The following is a 17,095-nucleotide window of genomic DNA, read 5'->3' as shown; positions in this document are numbered from 1 at the left end:
AACATGATATCATTAGACTGGAAAGAAAGACTTGTTCGTGATACAGAAGATTTTATCGAAAGAAAACTGCCGGCTGGCGATTATGATATAGATATTATTTATAACGCCTATCCGCAGAGAATTGATAATAATATTCCTCATGCTGTTATCACTTTGGTAGGAAAAACATTTGGTTCTAAACTGAACAAAAAATACGATAAATACATGCCTTTTTATGATTACCTTACGCATGAAAAAGGTGAAAATGGACGCATGATATTTGCCTATATAATGGCTCGTGCCGTGAAGAAAAAACCTGATCTTTTTATTCCTTACATCGAGAAATTTCTGATAACTACAGAAGATCAAAAATCGTGTAATCTGGTTATCGATAAAACCATCTTCCCGCTGATGAAGAAATTTCCAATGAGATATCTTGATCTGGTAGTGAATTGGATAAAAAAAGATAATGAGATCCTGACTTTGAGTTTGCAGAAAATGCTGATAAAATTGATGAAATATAATCCTGATGTGATCGAGCCACTTATCTCTAAACTGGAGACTTCCTGGCTGTATGCCAGCCCAAACATGATAAAGCTGAATTATCATCTTATCAAAGCTATCTACAAGATCGACCCCGATTTTTATCTCAAGATTTACCAGAATTACAAAAATACTCGTAATCCTGTGTTTGCAGAAATTTTGTGCAACGCTCTCTGCTGCTACAACGATACATTGCAGGAAATCTGCGACAATTGGGCCAGAAGCGGAAATGTGAAATTGAAAAAAATTGGTCTCCATGGCCAGAAAATAATCAAGAAAAAGAAGCCGAAAAATAAAAAGAAATAAAGGAACTAAATAGAAATAACATGGCAAATTATATAACAAAAGAAGGAATGCAGCGTCTTCGCAAACGCATGAATGTTCTTATCGAAGAAAGACCAAAAGTGATAAAACAAGTTGTGACTGCCCGTGAAATGGGAGACTTGAGCGAAAATGCCGAATATCATGCTGCTCGAGAACGTCAGCGACATCTGGAAAATGAATATAACCGTATCAAAAGCCGTATCGATAAATTGCAGGTGATCGATATTTCAACTATTCCCAAGGATGCCGTTCGATTTGGTGCCAAAGTTACAATAAAAGAAATTTCCAATCAAAAGGAAATGAAAATCTATCTGGTCGGGATCGATGAAGTTTATGAAACAGATGATGAATATCAGAGAAAGTCTGTAGTTTCACCATTTGGCAAGCCCATGATCGGTAAAAAAGTCGGAGATCATGTTGTGGTGAAAGCTCCAATTGGTGATAGAGAATTTGAAATTCTGGAAATAAAATAAAAAATATAAATGAAGGAGAAATTGGATGAGTAAAGCTGAAGATTTGAGTAAAAAGTTAACTTATAATAGGAAGAGTTTCTGGACTGAAGCTAAAAAAACAGAACAAAAATCTGCCTTCAAATTTGCCGAAGGTTACAAAAAATTCTTGGATGAAGCTAAAACCGAAAGAGAAGCAATCAGATATTACGAAAAAATTTTTAAAGAAAAAGGCTTCAAAAATATCGATGAAAAAAATGCTGGTAAAAAAGTTTTCAGAATTGCCAGAGCTAAGAATGCAGCAATTGCGATTATTGGAAAAAAACCGATCAGCGAAGGCGTGAACCTGATAGTATCACACGTCGATGCACCGCGAGTAGATCTGAAACAAAGTCCACTTCACGAAGACAGCACAACCAAATTGGGAATCATGAAAACACATTATTACGGCGGTGTAAAAAAATATCAGTGGATGTCTACTCCGCTTGCATTGCACGGTGTTGTTATCAAAAATGACGGAACAAAAGTTGATATTTCTATCGGAGAAAATGACGCAGATCCCGTATTTGTGATGCCCGACCTGCTGCCGCACCTGGCTCGTAAAGTGCAATATACCAAAAAAATTGGTGAAGCTGTAGATGCTGCTAAAATGAACCTGGTTTTCAATTCAATTCCCTATCCCGATAAAGACGCCAAAGAAGCTATCAAATTGAATGCTCTTAGTCTTCTGAATGAAAAATATGGCATCGTGGAAGCTGACTTCCTGAGCGCTGAACTGGAACTGGTTCCGGCGGGAAAATCTCGCGATGCAGGAATCGATAAAAGCATGGTACTTGGTTATGGACAGGATGATAGAATCTGTGCTTACACATCAGCAGAAGCTGTTTTTGATGCAAAAAAAGACCTGGAAAGAACTGCTATCGTTTACCTGGCCGATAAAGAAGAAATTGGCAGTGATGGCAATACCGGGGCAAAATCCATTTTTATCGTCGATTTTATTGCTGACCTTCTTGCAAAAAACGTTGAAAATGCAGATAGTATGACTCTGCGCAAAACGCTTCTAAAAAGCCAGATCCTTTCTGCCGATGTAAATGCTGCTATCAATCCAAACTTCCCCAGTGTGCATGAAAAAGAAAATGCTGTTCATCTGGGATTTGGTGTGAGTGTGACCAAATTTACCGGAAGTGGCGGCAAAGGCGGATCTAATGATGCCAACGCAGAATTTAATTCTAAAATAATTAAAATTTTTAATGCTGCCAAAGTAAACTGGCAGATCGGTGCATTGGGCAAAGTAGATGAAGGCGGCGGTGGAACGATTGCCAAATTCATGGCAGAACACGGAGCAGAAGTTATAGATTGCGGTCCTGGCGTTTTGGGAATGCACTCATTATACGAACTTACCAGTAAAGCTGATATTTATTCTGCTTACAAAGCTTACAAAACATTTTTCGAAAAAGCCTGAAAAGAGGTTGATGTGAAGAAATTTATTTATCTTTTACTAGTTGCTTTTATGCTGATTAGCTGTAGCAGCAACAAGGTTTCAAAATTGATGCCTATTGAAAAGAAAATGCAGATTGCTGATGATTTTTTTGAAAGAGGAAAGTATCATAAAGCAATTCCATATTACGAATCTGTTGCTTTTGAAAAGAATTCTCTTCTGGCTTCCAAAGCACAATTAAAACTGGCTGATTGCTATTTTAATCAGAACAAATTCATGGACGCTTTATTTGAATATGAACATCTGATAAAGCTTTATAATGATGCGGAAGAAATTAACAGGGCTTATTTTCAAATAGGCGTTTGCTATTGGGAAGAATCCATGAGTGCTCATTACACGCAGGAAGAAACGCGAAGTGCGATCGATGCCTTCGAAACTTTCATTGAAAAATTTCCCTTTGATAAGCGCAAAAAAGATGCCATCGAATACATTCAAAAATGCCATTATAAATTGCTGAAAAAGAAATACTACAATGGCTATGCTTATTACAAAATGTGGGATTATCCTGCTGCAATGATGTACTTCAACGAGATCATCGAACTGGGAAATACAAACAAAGTAGATAAGCTTTCTTTGTTTTATGCAGCACGAATTTACATAACACGCGAAGACAGAGATAATGCCATTCTTATGCAGACAAAATTGAATAATAAATACCCTGATAGCAAAGAGACCGAAAAGATAAATAAGCTTATCGAACGAAAATTGAAATAAATGAATGAATAAAATTGCTAACCCCTCTGTCCTACGGACATCTCCCCTTAACAGGGGAGAAAGATGGAAATAAAAAATAAATGAAAATCGGAATTCTGGGCGGGTCTTTCGATCCGCTTCATTTGGGGCACATTGCTCTGGCAGAAACTGCCAAGAAAGCTTTGAATCTGGATAAAGTTCTTTTCCTGCCTTCTGGAAATCATCCTTTTAAGAAAAATACCACAATCCTTTCTGCTGAAAAAAGATATGAACTTGTTTCCAAAGCTTTAAAAAATTATCCCGGTCTTGAAACTTCCCGATTGGATATGGTTGAAGATAAAACCAGTTATACATCCGATCTTGTAAGAAGTCTGCAGGAAATATATTCGGAAGACGAACTATTTATGATTGCCGGTGATGATATCGTAGCAGAACTACCCAACTGGTATGAATGGAAATGGCTGTTGGAAAACATCCAATTTGTTATAGCTCAACGCCCCGAAACCGATCGTGATATCTGGGATGATCTGGATTATCTGGAATATTTCACTTTCATCAAAATGCCGCAGCATGATATTTCTTCTACAGAAATCAGGCGTCGAATAAAACAAAATAAAGATATTTCCGGTTTAGTTCCGGAAAGTATTTTATCTGAAATTAAAAAATATTATAAATAACTTGAAGCAATCCTTCTGAAAAATAAAATCTGTAAATGAATGAGATTTAATGAATGAGATTTTAGGAGGAAATATGAAATATACCGATAATTACGAAATTGATTATTCCAATCGAAAACCTGGCCAAGATGCAGATGAACTTTTTTATAAACGCTGGTCGCCCCGTTCGTTTCAGAAAGAAGAGCTTCCGTGCGAAACTATTAAAACCATCATCGCTGCTGCTCACTGGACGCAGAGTGCTTTCAACGAACAACCCTGGCGTTTTCTTACTTCTACCAAAGATACATTCGATAAATTCTTGAATCTTCTGGTAGAGCGCAATCAAATGTGGGCAAAAAATGCTTCCGTGTTAGGATTCATCATTGCCAAAAAACATTTTAGCCAAAATGATAAGAATAACCGCTGGGCAAATTTTGACAGTGGTGCTGCCTGGATGGGATTGACTTTACAGGCTCGCAAACTGGGACTATACACGCATGGAATGGCAGGCATAAAACGTGATGAAGTTTACAGCAAATTCGGCATCGATAAAGAAAGATATCGCGTCATCTGCGCCTTTGCTTTGGGCATTATCGATAAACCGGAAAAACTGGAGAAAAGCTTTCAAAAAGATGAAAAACCTTCTGCCCGAAAAACCTTAGAAGAAGTCTGGAAGATCGGAAGCTGGGAAGAGTAAGTAGGCAACTAGCCTATTTTCGATTAGCTACGTAATGGCAGACAAAACAAACATAATAATTGAAATGGCAAAAAAATCTAGGAACGCACATACTTTTCATACTTGACAGACCACCAAATATTTTAAATATTAGAAATATAAATAAGGAGTTTAAATGTTTGAGATTGATACAATTATTGGTAAGAAAAAATTAATAGAATTTTGCAAGAAAAACAAAATTCGAAAATTATCTCTATTTGGCTCTGCCTTGCGTGATGAATTAACTAATGAAAGTGATATAGATATTCTAGTTGAATTTGAGCATAATCATATTCCTGGCCTACTAAAATTAGCTTCAATGGAAAATGATCTTACTGAATTTATTGGTAGAAAAGTTGATTTGAGAACTCCTGCTGAATTGAGCAGATATTTTCGTAATGAAATTCTCTTAAACGCAAAAAATCTGTATGTTGCCTCAAGATAAAATCAGAATTCAACACATTTTAGATGAGATCGAAGATATTTTACTTTTTGTAAAAGATGTTTCATTTCAGCATTTTAGAAATGACAAGAAAACCGTAAATGCTGTCATCAGATCAATCGAAATAATTTGAGAAGCTGCTGCTCGAATAACTCCTGGTTACAAAATTAAAAATCCGGAAATTCCCTGGAAAGAAATTATTGGGATGAGAAATCACTTAATTCATGTTTACTTCGATGTAGATTGTGAAACAGTCTGGCAAACAGTTCAGGAAGACATTCCACAACTAAAAAAACTTTTTTCATCATTATTATAATTTTCCTTTGTTCGTATTTGTTAGTTATTCAAATAATTCCAAATCATTTGACAAAATTTGAGTTAGATTCAACATAAAATTAAGAAAATATTTTAGGGGGATGTTATGAAAAAATTTACACTTGTTTTATTTGTTTTTATTGTTTTGCTTTCCTGCACTCCAAAAGAGCAAAAAAGAGAAATGCAGGATCAGGTGCCGGATCTTTCGATTTACGATCATCAGGTAACTAAAGATGTTGTACAACTAGTTTACGACGCCGTAGATTTAATCAACCAAGACGGGGAAGAAGCTTTTCCCAGATTTCGCGAAGAAAACAGCAAATGGTACAAAGGTGATGATTATGTGTTTGTGTGGGGGCTCGATGGTATGAGATATGTTTATCCTCGTGATGTTTCCGGCGAAGGCAAAAATATGATCGATCTGGAAGATATCAACGGAAAACCAATCGGAAAAATGTTCGTGGAAACAGCACAAAATGGCGAAGGCTGGGTGTTTTATGAATGGACACTTCCCGGCGGAGAAAAACAGGAATGGAAATCAACTTTCATCAAAAAGGCTGTAACTCCCGCTGGAAATGAATATCTGGTTGGCTTTGGAAAATACAAGATGCCGATGGAAAAAATATTTGTTTCCAATATCGTGATAGAAGCTGTGAACCTTTTGAAACATGAAGGAAAAGAAATTGCCTTTGCCCGTTTTAATGACAAAGCTGATAAATTTATTTTCCTGAATACATATGTTTTTGTAAAAACAATGGCTGGCGTGGAACTGGTAAATCCAAATTCAACACATCTGGTTGGTAAAGACATCACAGACTTGCAGGATGCGAACGGTAAATATTTTGTAAAAGAAGAACTGGAAATGCTGCAAGACAGAGAAAGCCTCTGGATGGATTATATGTGGCCCAAACCGGGAGAAAAAGAACCTTCCAAAAAAATGGTTTTTGTAAAGAAAGCAGAAACAGAAGCTGAAACTCTGGTTGTCGGTGCCGGTTTTTATCTGGATTAGATGGAGATGAGAATGAAAAAAATTATTTTAGCTGTTTTGTTATTTAGTTTGATCCTGCTTTCCTGCGGGCAAAAAGAAGAAAAACCAGAGATAGAAATAAAAGTTCCTGATCTTACAATGTATGAACATCAGCAGACAAAAGACGTGGTGCAGCTGGTTTACGATGCAGTGAATGAGATCGAATTGAAAGGTGTGGACGCTTTTGCCCAATTTCGCGTGAAAGGCAGTAAATGGTTCCAGGATGAAACTTATATTTTTGTGTGGGGAATCGATGGGTTGCGCTACGTTTATCCTCCCGATCCCGCCGGTGAAGGTAAGAACATGAAAGATCTAAAAGATATCAACGAAAAGCCGATCGGCCGGGAATTCATTGAAGCTGCTGATAATGACGAAGGCTGGGTGTTCTATATGTGGACCAAACCGGGCGAAACCGAGCCGGAACAAAAAACCACTTTCATCAAAAGAGCTATCGATGCTGATAAAAAAGTTTATCTGGTGGGCTGCGGACTTTACGGCATGCCGCAGGAAAAGGTGTTTGAAGAATAATTATAAATTATGATCTTTTGAGACGGGATCGAAACCGACTCTAAAATAACCAAACCAATTGACAGAAAGTTCACAATATATTAACTCGAGCTTGGCAGAGGAAATAAAGATGAATTTCGTAAAAGAAGCCGAGAAGGAAATGAGGTTGCCTAATTATGAAAAATAACAGCATAAAAGGTTCGTGATATATGCAAATATGGATGAATATACGACATATGGCTGATATGCAGGAGATAGGCGAAATTTTGCCCAGTTAAAATTATGCTAGATTTTATAAAGAAACAAAAAAACTTTTATAATATGGAAAAAATAAATCCAAAACCTTGTTTTCACGCACAAATAGGCTTAGAAGGTTTACAAATAGTCAATGGCAATAGAATCGTAAAAATCCATACTGATCATTTTGATATTGAAAAGAACGAAAACGCTAAACCACCAAAAATTATCGCAGTGAATTTTGGCAAAGAAATAAATATTTTCTACTCTGATAAGATGCCAAATAGCTTAGTTGCTAATTTGGAAAAATTGGAAAAACATAGTTTCTTAGATGAACAAGAAAAAGTTATTGAAATTTTAAAGAGAAATAAGCAATTTAATGAAGCTGGGCATTATATTGCCTATATTTTTCCAAGCGACATTCAAGTGGATACTGAGAATACGAAAATATTTATTGGCAGTGAGGATGAAGCCATCAAGCAATTTGATCCAACATTTTACAAAAAATATCCAATAGTTTATGCCACTATACAAAATGATGAGATAGCTGCTTGTTGTGTCTCTTCTCGTGAAAATAATAAAGCAGGTGAAGCATGGATTTTTACTCTGCCAAAATACAGAAAACAAGGTTTTGGATTAAAAGCAGTTCAGCTATGGGCTAGCGAATTGCAGAAGCAAGGAAAGATTCCGCTTTACACCCATGAGATTTCCAATATTGCATCACAGAAATTAGCGGAGAAACTAGATCTTATAAAAGTTTTGGAGAATGTTTCTTATGAATAAGAAAAAATTTTACTGGGCAAAGCATAGCCTAACAGCGTGTATCTGGTTCGGCAGATTTGACGCAATTAAATTCAAAAGGAATGTCAAATCTACCTCTCCCAAATTTCGCAAAAATATAGTTAGATTTTCAAAGGAATTTTTGCGAAACTTCAAATACACACGGACGTTATGGGGCATAAAACCTGCTATTGAGAGAAGCCTTAACTCATAATAATTATATAAGTTATGAAAAAAATAATAGTTTTTATGGTAATCATTAATAGTTTGGCTGGTGTTATTCAATCACTTCACGCACAGACTAATTCATTTTCTCCAACTTTACTTCAAGAGGATTTTGTAAGATTCAGAGAAATTCTTGAGAATGAGCATTGTTGTTTGTACGAATATACATCAAAAGCAGAATTAGACAGTTTGTTTGACGCACATTATCAACTCATTGACTGTGAAATGACACGTGATGATTTTTTTATACTACTTGCACCCATTACAGCAAGAATTGGATGTATGCATACTGCAACATGGATGCCGGGAAGGTTTTATATTACTAAACCAAATAAACTGTTCCCACTTAAATTGAAATTAATTAATGAACAAGTTGTTGTATGTGGTAATTACTTGAAAAATATGGAAGTTCCATTCGGTAGTATTATATCCGAAATTAATGGAAAGCCCATTGGGATTATCCTTGAAAAAATAAAGGAGACTATTTCTGCCGATGCAAATAATCCATATTTTGTAGAGGCTCAATTAATAAAGCGTTTTTCTCTAAGTTATGCCAATATTTATGGTCTGCCAGAAGAATATGAAATTAAATACTTTAAACCTAATAGTTTAGTGGCTGAGGTGAAAAACATAACTCCTACAAGTCATGAATCAGTTCATCAAGAAGTATTTTCACATTTTAATAATCCCAAATTGGAATTTGATTTGGATACGAATAATAGTACAGCGATAATGACCATAAGTACTTTTGTCTATTACGACAAAGTTGATTATTTTAGAAATTTCATAGATTCATGCTTTCTTTTGATTAACGAAAACGAAATAAGGAATTTAATTTTAGACCTAAGAGGGAATGGAGGTGGTGACCCATTTTGTGCTTCTATATTATTTTCATATCTCCTAAAAAAACCTGAACCATACTATTCAGAGCCTTATTCAAATTATGAAACCCTTGCCAATCCTATTCCTCTTCCAAATAATAACTTTAAAGGGAATCTCTATACGCTGATAGATGGAAGTTGCGGCTCAACCAACGGACACTTCTGTGCTTTATTAAAATATCATAAAATTGGCAAATTTATTGGCACACCAAGCGGGGCTTCCTATAAATGTAATGCAGGCAAGAACACAGAATTTCGTTTGCAAAATTCCCAAATGATTATTACCATAGGACGTAGTACCTATGCAGTAGCAGTAAAGAATATCCCTAAAACAGCAATTCTGCCTGATATTTATGTCAATGAAACTCTTGATGATTTTCTTAATCACCAAGATGTTTTTCTTGAAAAAGCATTCGAACAAATTGTTCATTAAAAAAAGAATAACTACTGAATTATCATTGAATATAAAATTAATAAATCACTATATATCTAACAATAAATACTAACGCAGCATAACAATGTATAAAAATAATAGCCGGGATAGTAGTAAATTCAAGGGTTGTAGCCCGCTTCAACTTTCGTGTAACTTGACAGGAAAGTGCCCCGCAGTCGGCTACTATTCTTATACTAAACGTTGTGGTGCATCTACCCAAACGAGATAAAAATGCATTATTGTAAATATGAAATCCTAATTCGCTTACATTTGAGTAAAAAAAAGATTGTATGATAATTCCTATTTTATTGGTTGCTGCAGGATTTGTCTGTTTGATTTTTGGTGCAAACTGGCTGGTTGATGGAGCTTCTGCATTCGCCAGGAAATACAAAGTATCAGATTTAGTGATTGGTCTGACTATTGTTGCATTTGGCACTTCAGCTCCCGAATTGGTAGTAAATAGTATTGCTTCTGTAAATGGTTACTCTGACATTGTTCTTGGCAATATTATTGGAAGCAACAATTTCAATTTGTTTATTATTCTTGGAATATCAGGACTAATTTTACCGATTAAAGTTCAAACTTCGACAGCCTGGAAACAGATACCAATTTCAATTTTTGTTGCAGTATTGTTATTGTTCTTGCTTAACGATTTCGTATTCGCTGGACAAACTTATTCCAGTCGAATTGACGGATTGATTATGTTGGTATTGTTTTGTCTTTTCCTGTATTATGTTTTCAATCAAATGAAAAATGACCCGCAAACCGTTACAACAGAAAATCAAAAATCTTCTTTAAAGATTTGGGGATTAATAATCGCCGGGTTTATCGGATTGATATTGGGAGGGCAATTTGTAGTAGTAAATAGCGTTGAGATTGCAAACACATTGGGTGTTAGTAAAAAAATTATCGGTTTAACTATTATAGCCGCTGGAACATCATTGCCGGAATTGGTAACCTCGATTGTTGCCGCAACAAAGAGAAAAAGCGATATAGCAATTGGAAATGTGATAGGTTCCAATATTTTTAATATCCTTCTAATTTTATCAATAAGCAGCCTTATTCAACCAATTGATTATAATCCTAAATTTAATTTGGACTTATATATTTTAATCGGAGGAACCGTTTTTCTATTTACATCAATGTTGACTGGACAACGGAAAAAATTAGATAGATGGGAAGCTGGTGTTTTATTTGGATTTTACATTATATATACTGCCTATTTAGTGATGCAGGAAATATAAAAACGCACCACAAACACGAAGTTATAAAACATTGGGGGCGAAGTGGTTATTCGAGCTGAAGTTCTGGCATCAAAGTTAATTATTGATAGTGTAAGCTTAAGTAATGAACAAATTAAACAATAATTGGAGATAAATAATATGAAAGAATATAATGGCGCGATGATGCAATATTTTCATTGGTACACTCCAGCTGATGGAACCCTGTGGAATCAATTGTCCCAGAACGCTGCCGACCTGGCCAAAGCAGGAATTACGGCAGTTTGGCTTCCGCCGGCTTATAAAGGTGTCGGAGGTGAAAATGATGTAGGTTATGGCGTGTATGATATATTTGATCTGGGAGAATTTGACCAAAAAGGTTCAATTCGTACAAAATATGGTACCCGTTCTGAATATTTAGAAGCGATAAAAACAGCTCAAAAAGAGAATATTCAGGTATATGCCGATATAGTATTTAATCACAAAATGGGTGCTGACCGACCCGAAGAGTTCAGAGCAACACCTTATAATCCTGAAAATCGTAATGAGCCCAAAGGAGAAATAGCTACAATAAAAGCGTGGACCAACTTTGTCTTCCCCGGACGTGGAAAGAAATACTCTGAACTTGAATGGCATTGGTGGCATTTTAGTTCGGCCGATTATAATGCCCTGGATGAAAAAAAAGCTGCCATATACCTTTTTGAAGGTAAGAGTTTTGATGAAAATGTAGATCTGGAGAAAGGTAATTTTGACTATCTTATGGGCTGTGATTTAGATATCAATAATCCCGATGTAAGAAAAGAACTTTTTTATTGGGGTGAATGGTTTATCAAAACAACAGGAATTGATGGTTTTCGCTTCGATGCAGTGAAACATGTAAAGCCAACCTTCTTTATTGAATGGCTTAATCATTTACGAAATTTTAGCAGTCACAAACTTTTTGCAGTAGGGGAATATTGGTCACCCAATATTGAAGCATTGAAACATTTTATTGCGACAACCGATGGTGGAATGATGCTGTTTGATTCCGGACTTCATTACAATTTTGCAAATGCCAGCAAAAAAGGGAAGGATTATGATTTACAGGGAATATTTAATAATACCCTGGTTAAAGAAATGCCAAGTCTTGCTGTTACCCTGGTCAGTAATCATGATACACAACCATTACAAGCATTGGAATCTGTTGTAGAAGCATGGTTTAAACCTTTGGCATATGCAATTATTTTGTTAAGAAGGGATGGCTATCCCTGCATATTCGCTGCCGATTACTATGGAGCCAGTTATAAAGACATAGGCAAAGATGGTAAAGAATACGAAATTGAGATGCCAAGCCATCGCTGGATGATCGATAAATTTCTTGCTGCCCGGAAAAACTATGCCTTTGGTGATCAATATGATTATTTTGATCATCCCAATTGTGTAGGTTGGACACGTACAGGAGATGAAAATCACCGAGGTGGTATTGCCGTATTATTAAGCAATGGGGAGAATGGCCTTAAAAAAATGCAAACAGCTTCCCCAAACACTTCTTATATTGATGTTACAGACCATATTAAAGAAACCATTGTAACTAACAGTGAAGGTTGGGGTGAATTCTTATGTCAGGCAGGTTCTGTTTCGGTTTGGATACCAGAATAAAATTATGGTGCTTTGTTGTTGTTTACTGAAAAATTAATATTTCGGAGGATGCGTGAAACTGATAAGTTATCGCCTCGTAACCCCGCACGATATTATACTATCATACATCATTCCGCCACAACCACAATTCCGGTTCCCATCTTGTTCTTCATCATCAAATCCAGCCACATAAATAATGCCGAAATGGGATAGAAAACCAGATAATAGAGCGGCAGCAGTAGAAAGAACAATTTGGATATTCCCAATAAACTCAGGGGAAATTTCATCGTCAGCAGCCAGGCCAGATGTCCTAATTTTCCGTAGGAATAATCGAAAGAAACTATTTTAAATCCGGCTTTTTCTAATTTGGAAATTATCTCGTCTTCATCATAACCTGGTCGAACATGTTCTTCCACAAATTTGGCGGATTCATCAAAAGTGCTGGGAGAAGAAATTATCAGTTTGCCGCCATTATCCAGAACCTGCCTGAAATTCCGCAGAACTTTTTCATCTTGTTCGATATGTTCCAGAATATCGATGGCAATGATCAGATTGAATTTATCTTTTGGCACATAATCCACCAAATCCGCCTGCTGGGCCGTGAAATCAGGCCAGCCGGCTAACTTCGCATATCGAGCAAAAGAAGCCATGTAATCGGTTTTCAGGTCGGCTGCCTGAACTTTGGCTTTTGAAAAATATTTCAGTACAAAATAAGAATACTGTCCGAATCCGGCGCCGGCATCATAGAAATTAATTGGTTTATCTTTCGGAAAATGTTTTTTGATCGCTTTTTTCACATACCATTGGCGTAAAAGCAGCAAATCCAAAGCGCAATAAAACAGCTTCCTTAAAGCCGGGATCAGATCGATGAGCCGGGCGAATTTATCTTTAATCTTGTCGTAATGCATTTAAAACAACTTACTGCCGGCCCACAAGCCGCCCTCAATATTGATGTTTTCACGGGTAACGATAAAAATCGGAAATTGTTCCAGAAGTTCTTTTCTTACCATGCTTTTATGAACTTCTTCCAGCAGTCCGCTTTTAGCAATAAACTCGGCATTTCTTACCGTAGAAGTTCCACACAAAAAGATACCTCCATAAGGCTGGATAACCAGGCTCATGGTCTGGATCAATCTGCCGGTAATTCTGTAGAAATAATCCAAAGTTTGCATAGCAATTTCATCTGATCCAGCCACAGCTTCTCTGGCAATATCGGCAGCTGTTTTTTTATTCGGCTTTTTGCCGTTCAATCGCAGAAGCGCATTATACGTATCTTCCAGGCCATATCCGGAAACAAAGTCCTCATAATTCAGATAATAGCGATCTTCTTTTTTGCCAAGGATGATCTGGATCATTTTGGCGTGAGTTTCGTCCAGGGGCGGAATCTGAACATGCTGAACTTCCGAGGAAATAACCTGCTGAAAACTTTCACCGGAAGCAGTTGGTGTTTCTACAATGCTGCCGGTTCCAAAACCTGTTCCCGGAGCAATTACTAACATATTCTGTGCATATTGCTGGGATAGATTTTCCGGCATATATAAAATTTTACACTCTTCAGAAGGAATTTCATCAGCTTCTTTCATTGCCAGAAGTCCGTAGGCTGCCAGTTCCATATCATTGACCATGAAAGTATTTTCCGGCATTCCCCAATCCAGCAGATCATCTCTTGTGATTTGTGGTTTGTCCTTCCAGTTCGTGATTTTTACATAATTGCGATCTATCACCGCACCGGCAAAACCGATCACGCAACTATTTGGTTTCTGATCGGAGAAGCTAGCAACCGATTGCGTGATGAATTTTTCCAGTGCAGGTTTGCTCTTGATAGTTTGCTTGTTATGGCAGGAAGTTTCCAGAATGTTGCCCTCCTGCTCAATTTGACATTGCAGACGGCTGTGTGTGCCGCCCACATCGATTGAAATATTTAGTTTTTTCATTTTTTGTTTTCTTCCGTTATCCTTCGACTCCGCTCAGGATGACATAAGTTTATTAGAGTATTAATTCGTCAGGAAATCAAAGATATTTCCCAGCGCGCTGGTGCTGGCTTTATAGAGTTCTGTATATTTACATTGGGTGCAGGTTACTGTAGTAAATTTTTTGTTCTGCACATCGAAAACTTTGGAAAATCCACCGCCGGTTGCTGCAAATTGATCGGTTTCATAAGCCGTGTTGCCGCATTTCGGACATTTCCATCTACTTTCTTCCATCTATCCTCCAAACTACTTTTCGAAACTTCTATAATTTTTTAGTTTCAACCATTCGCAAGGTCACGAAAAGTAAGAAGTTCAAAAACCATTGCGAAGGTTGTTTACTGCAATTCTATTAACAACTGCTCATCCAGGATTAAATTATCAATCTCGGCATAACTGCTGTCGATGCTGCCGTCATCAAATTCTATCACGAACGAATAAATGATGGAATCATATTCTGTGGTTGCTTTGAGTCGTGCCCAGAATTCTGCACCCGAATAGATCGGAGCAATATTCAAAGTTCTCAGCGTATCATTATCATCCGTAAAATAGGAAAAGTCATCCACATTGTTCAAAGAATTATTGATGAGCTTTACACCGGCATGAGTTGGAGAGCAGAAAACTTTGGTGGTTTCGTTCGGTTTCACATACAAGTTTGTTTCGGTAAAATAGATTCCGTTGGGAACACCGGAAGCATCGGCATCCTGCATCAGGAAAGTTTCGCCTTCCAATGTCATGTGAACTTTGGTTTCATCATCACCCCAAAACAGGAATTGATCGCCGGTATCGACTGTAATTTTCTGGAACGGATCGCTGGTTTCCGAGCCTTCCAGAATATAATCCACACCCTTGATCGTGAAATAAAGATTGTGATCTGTTCTATTGATTATCTTAATATCGCCTTCCGATGAACATCCCAAAATAATCAATAAAGGCAATGCAATTAGTAGTAATTTTTTCATGTTAATCCTCATTTTTTTTTAAAAAATACAGATTGCCGCGTCGTTTCTCTGCTCGCAATGACAAGAAAATATTATTTCAAATTGTAGAAAACGTCTTTGCCGATGAAACGGGCAGTACTTCCCAGATCTTCTTCGATGCGTAAAAGCTGGTTGTATTTGGCGATTCTTTCGCTGCGGCAGAGCGAACCGGTTTTGATCTGTCCGGCATTTACGGCAACAGCCAGATCGGCAATAAAGTCATCTTCGGTTTCGCCGCTGCGATGCGAGATCACATTGGTGAAATTCGCATTTTTTGCCATATTTATCGTGTCCAGAGTTTCGGTAAGTGTTCCGATCTGATTCAATTTGATGAGGATGGAATTGGCGGATTTTTCTTTTATACCGAGTTTCAATCTTTCCACGTTGGTCACAAAAAGGTCATCGCCCACGATCTGGATTTTATTGCCCAGTTTTTCTGTCATCAATTTCCAGCCTTTCCAGTCATCTTCTGCCAAGCCGTCTTCAATGGAAATGATCGGATATTTATTAACCAGATTAATATAGAAATCGACCATTTCTTCAGAAGATAAAACAGCATTTTCTGCTTTCAGATGATATTTGCCGCCGCTGAAAAATTCGCTGGAAGCGGGATCGAGTGCGATCCAGATATCTTTTCCGGCTCGATAACCGGCAGCTTCAATCGCTTTCATGATAACCTGCAGTGCTTCTTCGTTAGATTTTAGATCGGGTGCAAAACCGCCTTCATCGCCCACACTGGTATTATGTCCGTTTTTCTTCAAATAAGCTTTGAGAGCATGAAAAACTTCGGCATTCATACGTAGAGCTTCTCTAAAACTATCGGCTCCCAAAGGCATAATCATGAATTCCTGCAGATCGACGTTGTTATCGGCGTGCTTGCCGCCATTGATGATATTTGCCATCGGAACCGGCAAAAGTTTGGCATTTGTACCGCCGATGTAACGATAGAGCGGCATTCCCATTTCGTTGGCAGAAGCTCGGGCACAAGCCAGGGAAACACCTAAAATGGCGTTTGCACCTAGTTTACTCTTGTTTTCTGTTCCATCCAGTTCCAGCATTGTATTATCGATAAGAACCTGATCTTCCGAAATCATACCGATAAGAGCTGGAGCAATTATTTCATTAACATTTTCCACTGCCTGTAAAACGCCTTTTCCCAAGTAACGTTCATTGTCTCCATCGCGCAGTTCCACTGCTTCGTGTTCGCCGGTAGAGGCTCCGCTGGGCACGGCTGCTCGGCCCACGACACCGCTTTCCAGTTCTACATCCACTTCCACCGTTGGATTGCCGCGTGAATCTAAAATCTCTCGTCCATATATTGCAAATATTTCTGACATATAATCTCCTCTTACTTTTATTGTTCAATTTTCAAAGTTACATTTTTTTTGTCTATTGTTTATATGAATAATTTGTATAATTGCTTTTCAATAAAGCAGATATAGCTTTCCTGTTTATTAATTGGCTCTGATCTAGTGTCATGTCAAGCTTGACAAGTCGCAAGGGATGAGAATAATTGTCTCACAAAAGTGAGGTGATTATGATAAAGTACAGAGTGACGCTAAGCAAGGCAGAACATGAAGAACTTGAGACTATTGTTAGTAAAGGCA

General features: G+C 37.3%; 20 protein-coding genes. 15 read left to right on the top strand and 5 right to left on the bottom strand.

The window, feature by feature from the left end; all coding sequences use genetic code 11:
• The first annotated feature begins 3 nt into the window (after positions 1 to 3).
• From K9N40_07365 to K9N40_07295, 15 genes are all read left to right on the top strand, one after another.
• Complete coding sequence (locus tag K9N40_07365; protein ID MCF7814279.1) at positions 4 to 828, top strand: hypothetical protein; 825 nt, start codon at positions 4 to 6, stop codon at positions 826 to 828.
• Positions 829 to 848: 20 nt separating this feature from the next.
• Positions 849 to 1,319 (top strand): transcription elongation factor GreA, encoded by a 471-nt coding sequence (locus tag K9N40_07360; protein ID MCF7814278.1) that lies wholly within the window; start codon positions 849 to 851, stop codon positions 1,317 to 1,319.
• A gap of 25 nt (positions 1,320 to 1,344) precedes the next feature.
• Positions 1,345 to 2,757 (top strand): aminopeptidase, encoded by a 1,413-nt coding sequence (locus tag K9N40_07355; GenBank protein ID MCF7814277.1) that lies wholly within the window; start codon positions 1,345 to 1,347, stop codon positions 2,755 to 2,757.
• 12 nt (positions 2,758 to 2,769) lie between these two features.
• Entirely contained in the window at positions 2,770 to 3,507 is a 738-nt protein-coding gene (gene bamD / locus K9N40_07350) for an outer membrane protein assembly factor BamD (protein ID MCF7814276.1), read from the top strand.
• An 80-nt stretch (positions 3,508 to 3,587) separates the two neighbouring features.
• Positions 3,588 to 4,163, top strand: coding sequence for a nicotinate-nucleotide adenylyltransferase (nadD, locus tag K9N40_07345; GenBank protein MCF7814275.1), 576 nt, complete (start codon positions 3,588 to 3,590; stop codon positions 4,161 to 4,163).
• A gap of 73 nt (positions 4,164 to 4,236) precedes the next feature.
• On the top strand, positions 4,237 to 4,839 hold the full coding sequence (locus K9N40_07340) for a nitroreductase family protein (protein MCF7814274.1): 603 nt from the start codon (positions 4,237 to 4,239) through the stop codon (positions 4,837 to 4,839).
• A gap of 154 nt (positions 4,840 to 4,993) precedes the next feature.
• Entirely contained in the window at positions 4,994 to 5,302 is a 309-nt protein-coding gene (locus K9N40_07335) for a nucleotidyltransferase family protein (GenBank protein MCF7814273.1), read from the top strand.
• Positions 5,286 to 5,432 carry a hypothetical protein gene (locus tag K9N40_07330; protein ID MCF7814272.1) on the top strand — a complete coding sequence of 49 codons (147 nt, stop codon included), beginning with the start codon at positions 5,286 to 5,288 and terminating at the stop codon, positions 5,430 to 5,432. Before K9N40_07335 ends, K9N40_07330 begins: the two co-directional genes overlap by 17 nt.
• 72 nt (positions 5,433 to 5,504) lie before the next feature.
• Positions 5,505 to 5,615 carry a DUF86 domain-containing protein gene (locus K9N40_07325; GenBank protein MCF7814271.1) on the top strand — a complete coding sequence of 37 codons (111 nt, stop codon included), beginning with the start codon at positions 5,505 to 5,507 and terminating at the stop codon, positions 5,613 to 5,615.
• Positions 5,616 to 5,720: 105 nt separating this feature from the next.
• On the top strand, positions 5,721 to 6,623 hold the full coding sequence (locus K9N40_07320; GenBank protein ID MCF7814270.1) for a cache domain-containing protein: 903 nt from the start codon (positions 5,721 to 5,723) through the stop codon (positions 6,621 to 6,623).
• Between the two features lie 12 nt (positions 6,624 to 6,635).
• Positions 6,636 to 7,169, top strand: a complete 534-nt coding sequence (locus tag K9N40_07315) for a cache domain-containing protein (protein MCF7814269.1) — start codon at positions 6,636 to 6,638, stop codon at positions 7,167 to 7,169.
• Positions 7,170 to 7,430: 261 nt separating this feature from the next.
• Entirely contained in the window at positions 7,431 to 8,168 is a 738-nt protein-coding gene (locus K9N40_07310; GenBank protein ID MCF7814268.1) for a GNAT family N-acetyltransferase, read from the top strand.
• A gap of 225 nt (positions 8,169 to 8,393) precedes the next feature.
• A complete protein-coding gene (locus K9N40_07305) occupies positions 8,394 to 9,704 on the top strand; it encodes a hypothetical protein (protein MCF7814267.1) in 1,311 nt (436 codons plus the stop codon).
• Positions 9,705 to 9,994: 290 nt separating this feature from the next.
• Entirely contained in the window at positions 9,995 to 10,948 is a 954-nt protein-coding gene (locus tag K9N40_07300) for a calcium/sodium antiporter (GenBank protein ID MCF7814266.1), read from the top strand.
• A 138-nt stretch (positions 10,949 to 11,086) separates the two neighbouring features.
• Positions 11,087 to 12,562 (top strand): alpha-amylase, encoded by a 1,476-nt coding sequence (locus tag K9N40_07295; protein MCF7814265.1) that lies wholly within the window; start codon positions 11,087 to 11,089, stop codon positions 12,560 to 12,562.
• 107 nt (positions 12,563 to 12,669) lie between these two features.
• On the opposite strand, the gene K9N40_07290 is transcribed toward K9N40_07295, so the two are convergent.
• The 5 genes from K9N40_07290 to eno form a co-directional block, all read right to left on the bottom strand.
• Positions 12,670 to 13,449, bottom strand: coding sequence for a methyltransferase domain-containing protein (locus K9N40_07290; GenBank protein MCF7814264.1), 780 nt, complete (start codon positions 13,447 to 13,449; stop codon positions 12,670 to 12,672).
• On the bottom strand, positions 13,450 to 14,475 hold the full coding sequence (locus tag K9N40_07285; GenBank protein MCF7814263.1) for a glucokinase: 1,026 nt from the start codon (positions 14,473 to 14,475) through the stop codon (positions 13,450 to 13,452).
• Between the two features lie 60 nt (positions 14,476 to 14,535).
• The gene (locus K9N40_07280; protein ID MCF7814262.1) at positions 14,536 to 14,745 is read right to left on the bottom strand and encodes a zinc ribbon domain-containing protein; all 210 of its coding nucleotides are present in this window, start codon (positions 14,743 to 14,745) and stop codon (positions 14,536 to 14,538) included.
• A 101-nt stretch (positions 14,746 to 14,846) separates the two neighbouring features.
• The gene (locus tag K9N40_07275) at positions 14,847 to 15,470 is read right to left on the bottom strand and encodes a hypothetical protein (protein MCF7814261.1); all 624 of its coding nucleotides are present in this window, start codon (positions 15,468 to 15,470) and stop codon (positions 14,847 to 14,849) included.
• Between the two features lie 71 nt (positions 15,471 to 15,541).
• Positions 15,542 to 16,825, bottom strand: coding sequence for a phosphopyruvate hydratase (gene eno / locus K9N40_07270; protein MCF7814260.1), 1,284 nt, complete (start codon positions 16,823 to 16,825; stop codon positions 15,542 to 15,544).
• Between the last annotated feature and the right edge of the window lie 270 nt (positions 16,826 to 17,095).

Source organism: Candidatus Cloacimonadota bacterium, assembly GCA_021734245.1.
Classification (GTDB): domain Bacteria; phylum Cloacimonadota; class Cloacimonadia; order Cloacimonadales; family TCS61; genus B137-G9.
This window is presented reverse-complemented; position numbering and strand designations above follow the sequence as displayed.

What these genes read in the sequence shown, in the direction of transcription:
- K9N40_07365 (MCF7814279.1), top strand. Translation starts at nt 4, where the DNA reads ATGATATCATTAGACTGGAAAGAAAGACTTGTTCGTGATACAGAAGAT.
- K9N40_07360 (MCF7814278.1), top strand. Translation starts at nt 849, where the DNA reads ATGGCAAATTATATAACAAAAGAAGGAATGCAGCGTCTTCGCAAACGC.
- K9N40_07355 (MCF7814277.1), top strand. Translation starts at nt 1,345, where the DNA reads ATGAGTAAAGCTGAAGATTTGAGTAAAAAGTTAACTTATAATAGGAAG.
- nadD (MCF7814275.1), top strand. Translation starts at nt 3,588, where the DNA reads ATGAAAATCGGAATTCTGGGCGGGTCTTTCGATCCGCTTCATTTGGGG.
- K9N40_07340 (MCF7814274.1), top strand. Translation starts at nt 4,237, where the DNA reads ATGAAATATACCGATAATTACGAAATTGATTATTCCAATCGAAAACCT.
- K9N40_07335 (MCF7814273.1), top strand. Translation starts at nt 4,994, where the DNA reads ATGTTTGAGATTGATACAATTATTGGTAAGAAAAAATTAATAGAATTT.
- K9N40_07330 (MCF7814272.1), top strand. Translation starts at nt 5,286, where the DNA reads ATGTTGCCTCAAGATAAAATCAGAATTCAACACATTTTAGATGAGATC.
- K9N40_07325 (MCF7814271.1), top strand. Translation starts at nt 5,505, where the DNA reads ATGAGAAATCACTTAATTCATGTTTACTTCGATGTAGATTGTGAAACA.
- K9N40_07320 (MCF7814270.1), top strand. Translation starts at nt 5,721, where the DNA reads ATGAAAAAATTTACACTTGTTTTATTTGTTTTTATTGTTTTGCTTTCC.
- K9N40_07315 (MCF7814269.1), top strand. Translation starts at nt 6,636, where the DNA reads ATGAAAAAAATTATTTTAGCTGTTTTGTTATTTAGTTTGATCCTGCTT.
- K9N40_07310 (MCF7814268.1), top strand. Translation starts at nt 7,431, where the DNA reads ATGCTAGATTTTATAAAGAAACAAAAAAACTTTTATAATATGGAAAAA.
- K9N40_07305 (MCF7814267.1), top strand. Translation starts at nt 8,394, where the DNA reads ATGAAAAAAATAATAGTTTTTATGGTAATCATTAATAGTTTGGCTGGT.
- K9N40_07300 (MCF7814266.1), top strand. Translation starts at nt 9,995, where the DNA reads ATGATAATTCCTATTTTATTGGTTGCTGCAGGATTTGTCTGTTTGATT.
- K9N40_07295 (MCF7814265.1), top strand. Translation starts at nt 11,087, where the DNA reads ATGAAAGAATATAATGGCGCGATGATGCAATATTTTCATTGGTACACT.
- K9N40_07290 (MCF7814264.1), bottom strand. Translation starts at nt 13,449, where the DNA reads ATGCATTACGACAAGATTAAAGATAAATTCGCCCGGCTCATCGATCTG.
- K9N40_07285 (MCF7814263.1), bottom strand. Translation starts at nt 14,475, where the DNA reads ATGAAAAAACTAAATATTTCAATCGATGTGGGCGGCACACACAGCCGT.
- K9N40_07280 (MCF7814262.1), bottom strand. Translation starts at nt 14,745, where the DNA reads ATGGAAGAAAGTAGATGGAAATGTCCGAAATGCGGCAACACGGCTTAT.
- K9N40_07275 (MCF7814261.1), bottom strand. Translation starts at nt 15,470, where the DNA reads ATGAAAAAATTACTACTAATTGCATTGCCTTTATTGATTATTTTGGGA.
- eno (MCF7814260.1), bottom strand. Translation starts at nt 16,825, where the DNA reads ATGTCAGAAATATTTGCAATATATGGACGAGAGATTTTAGATTCACGC.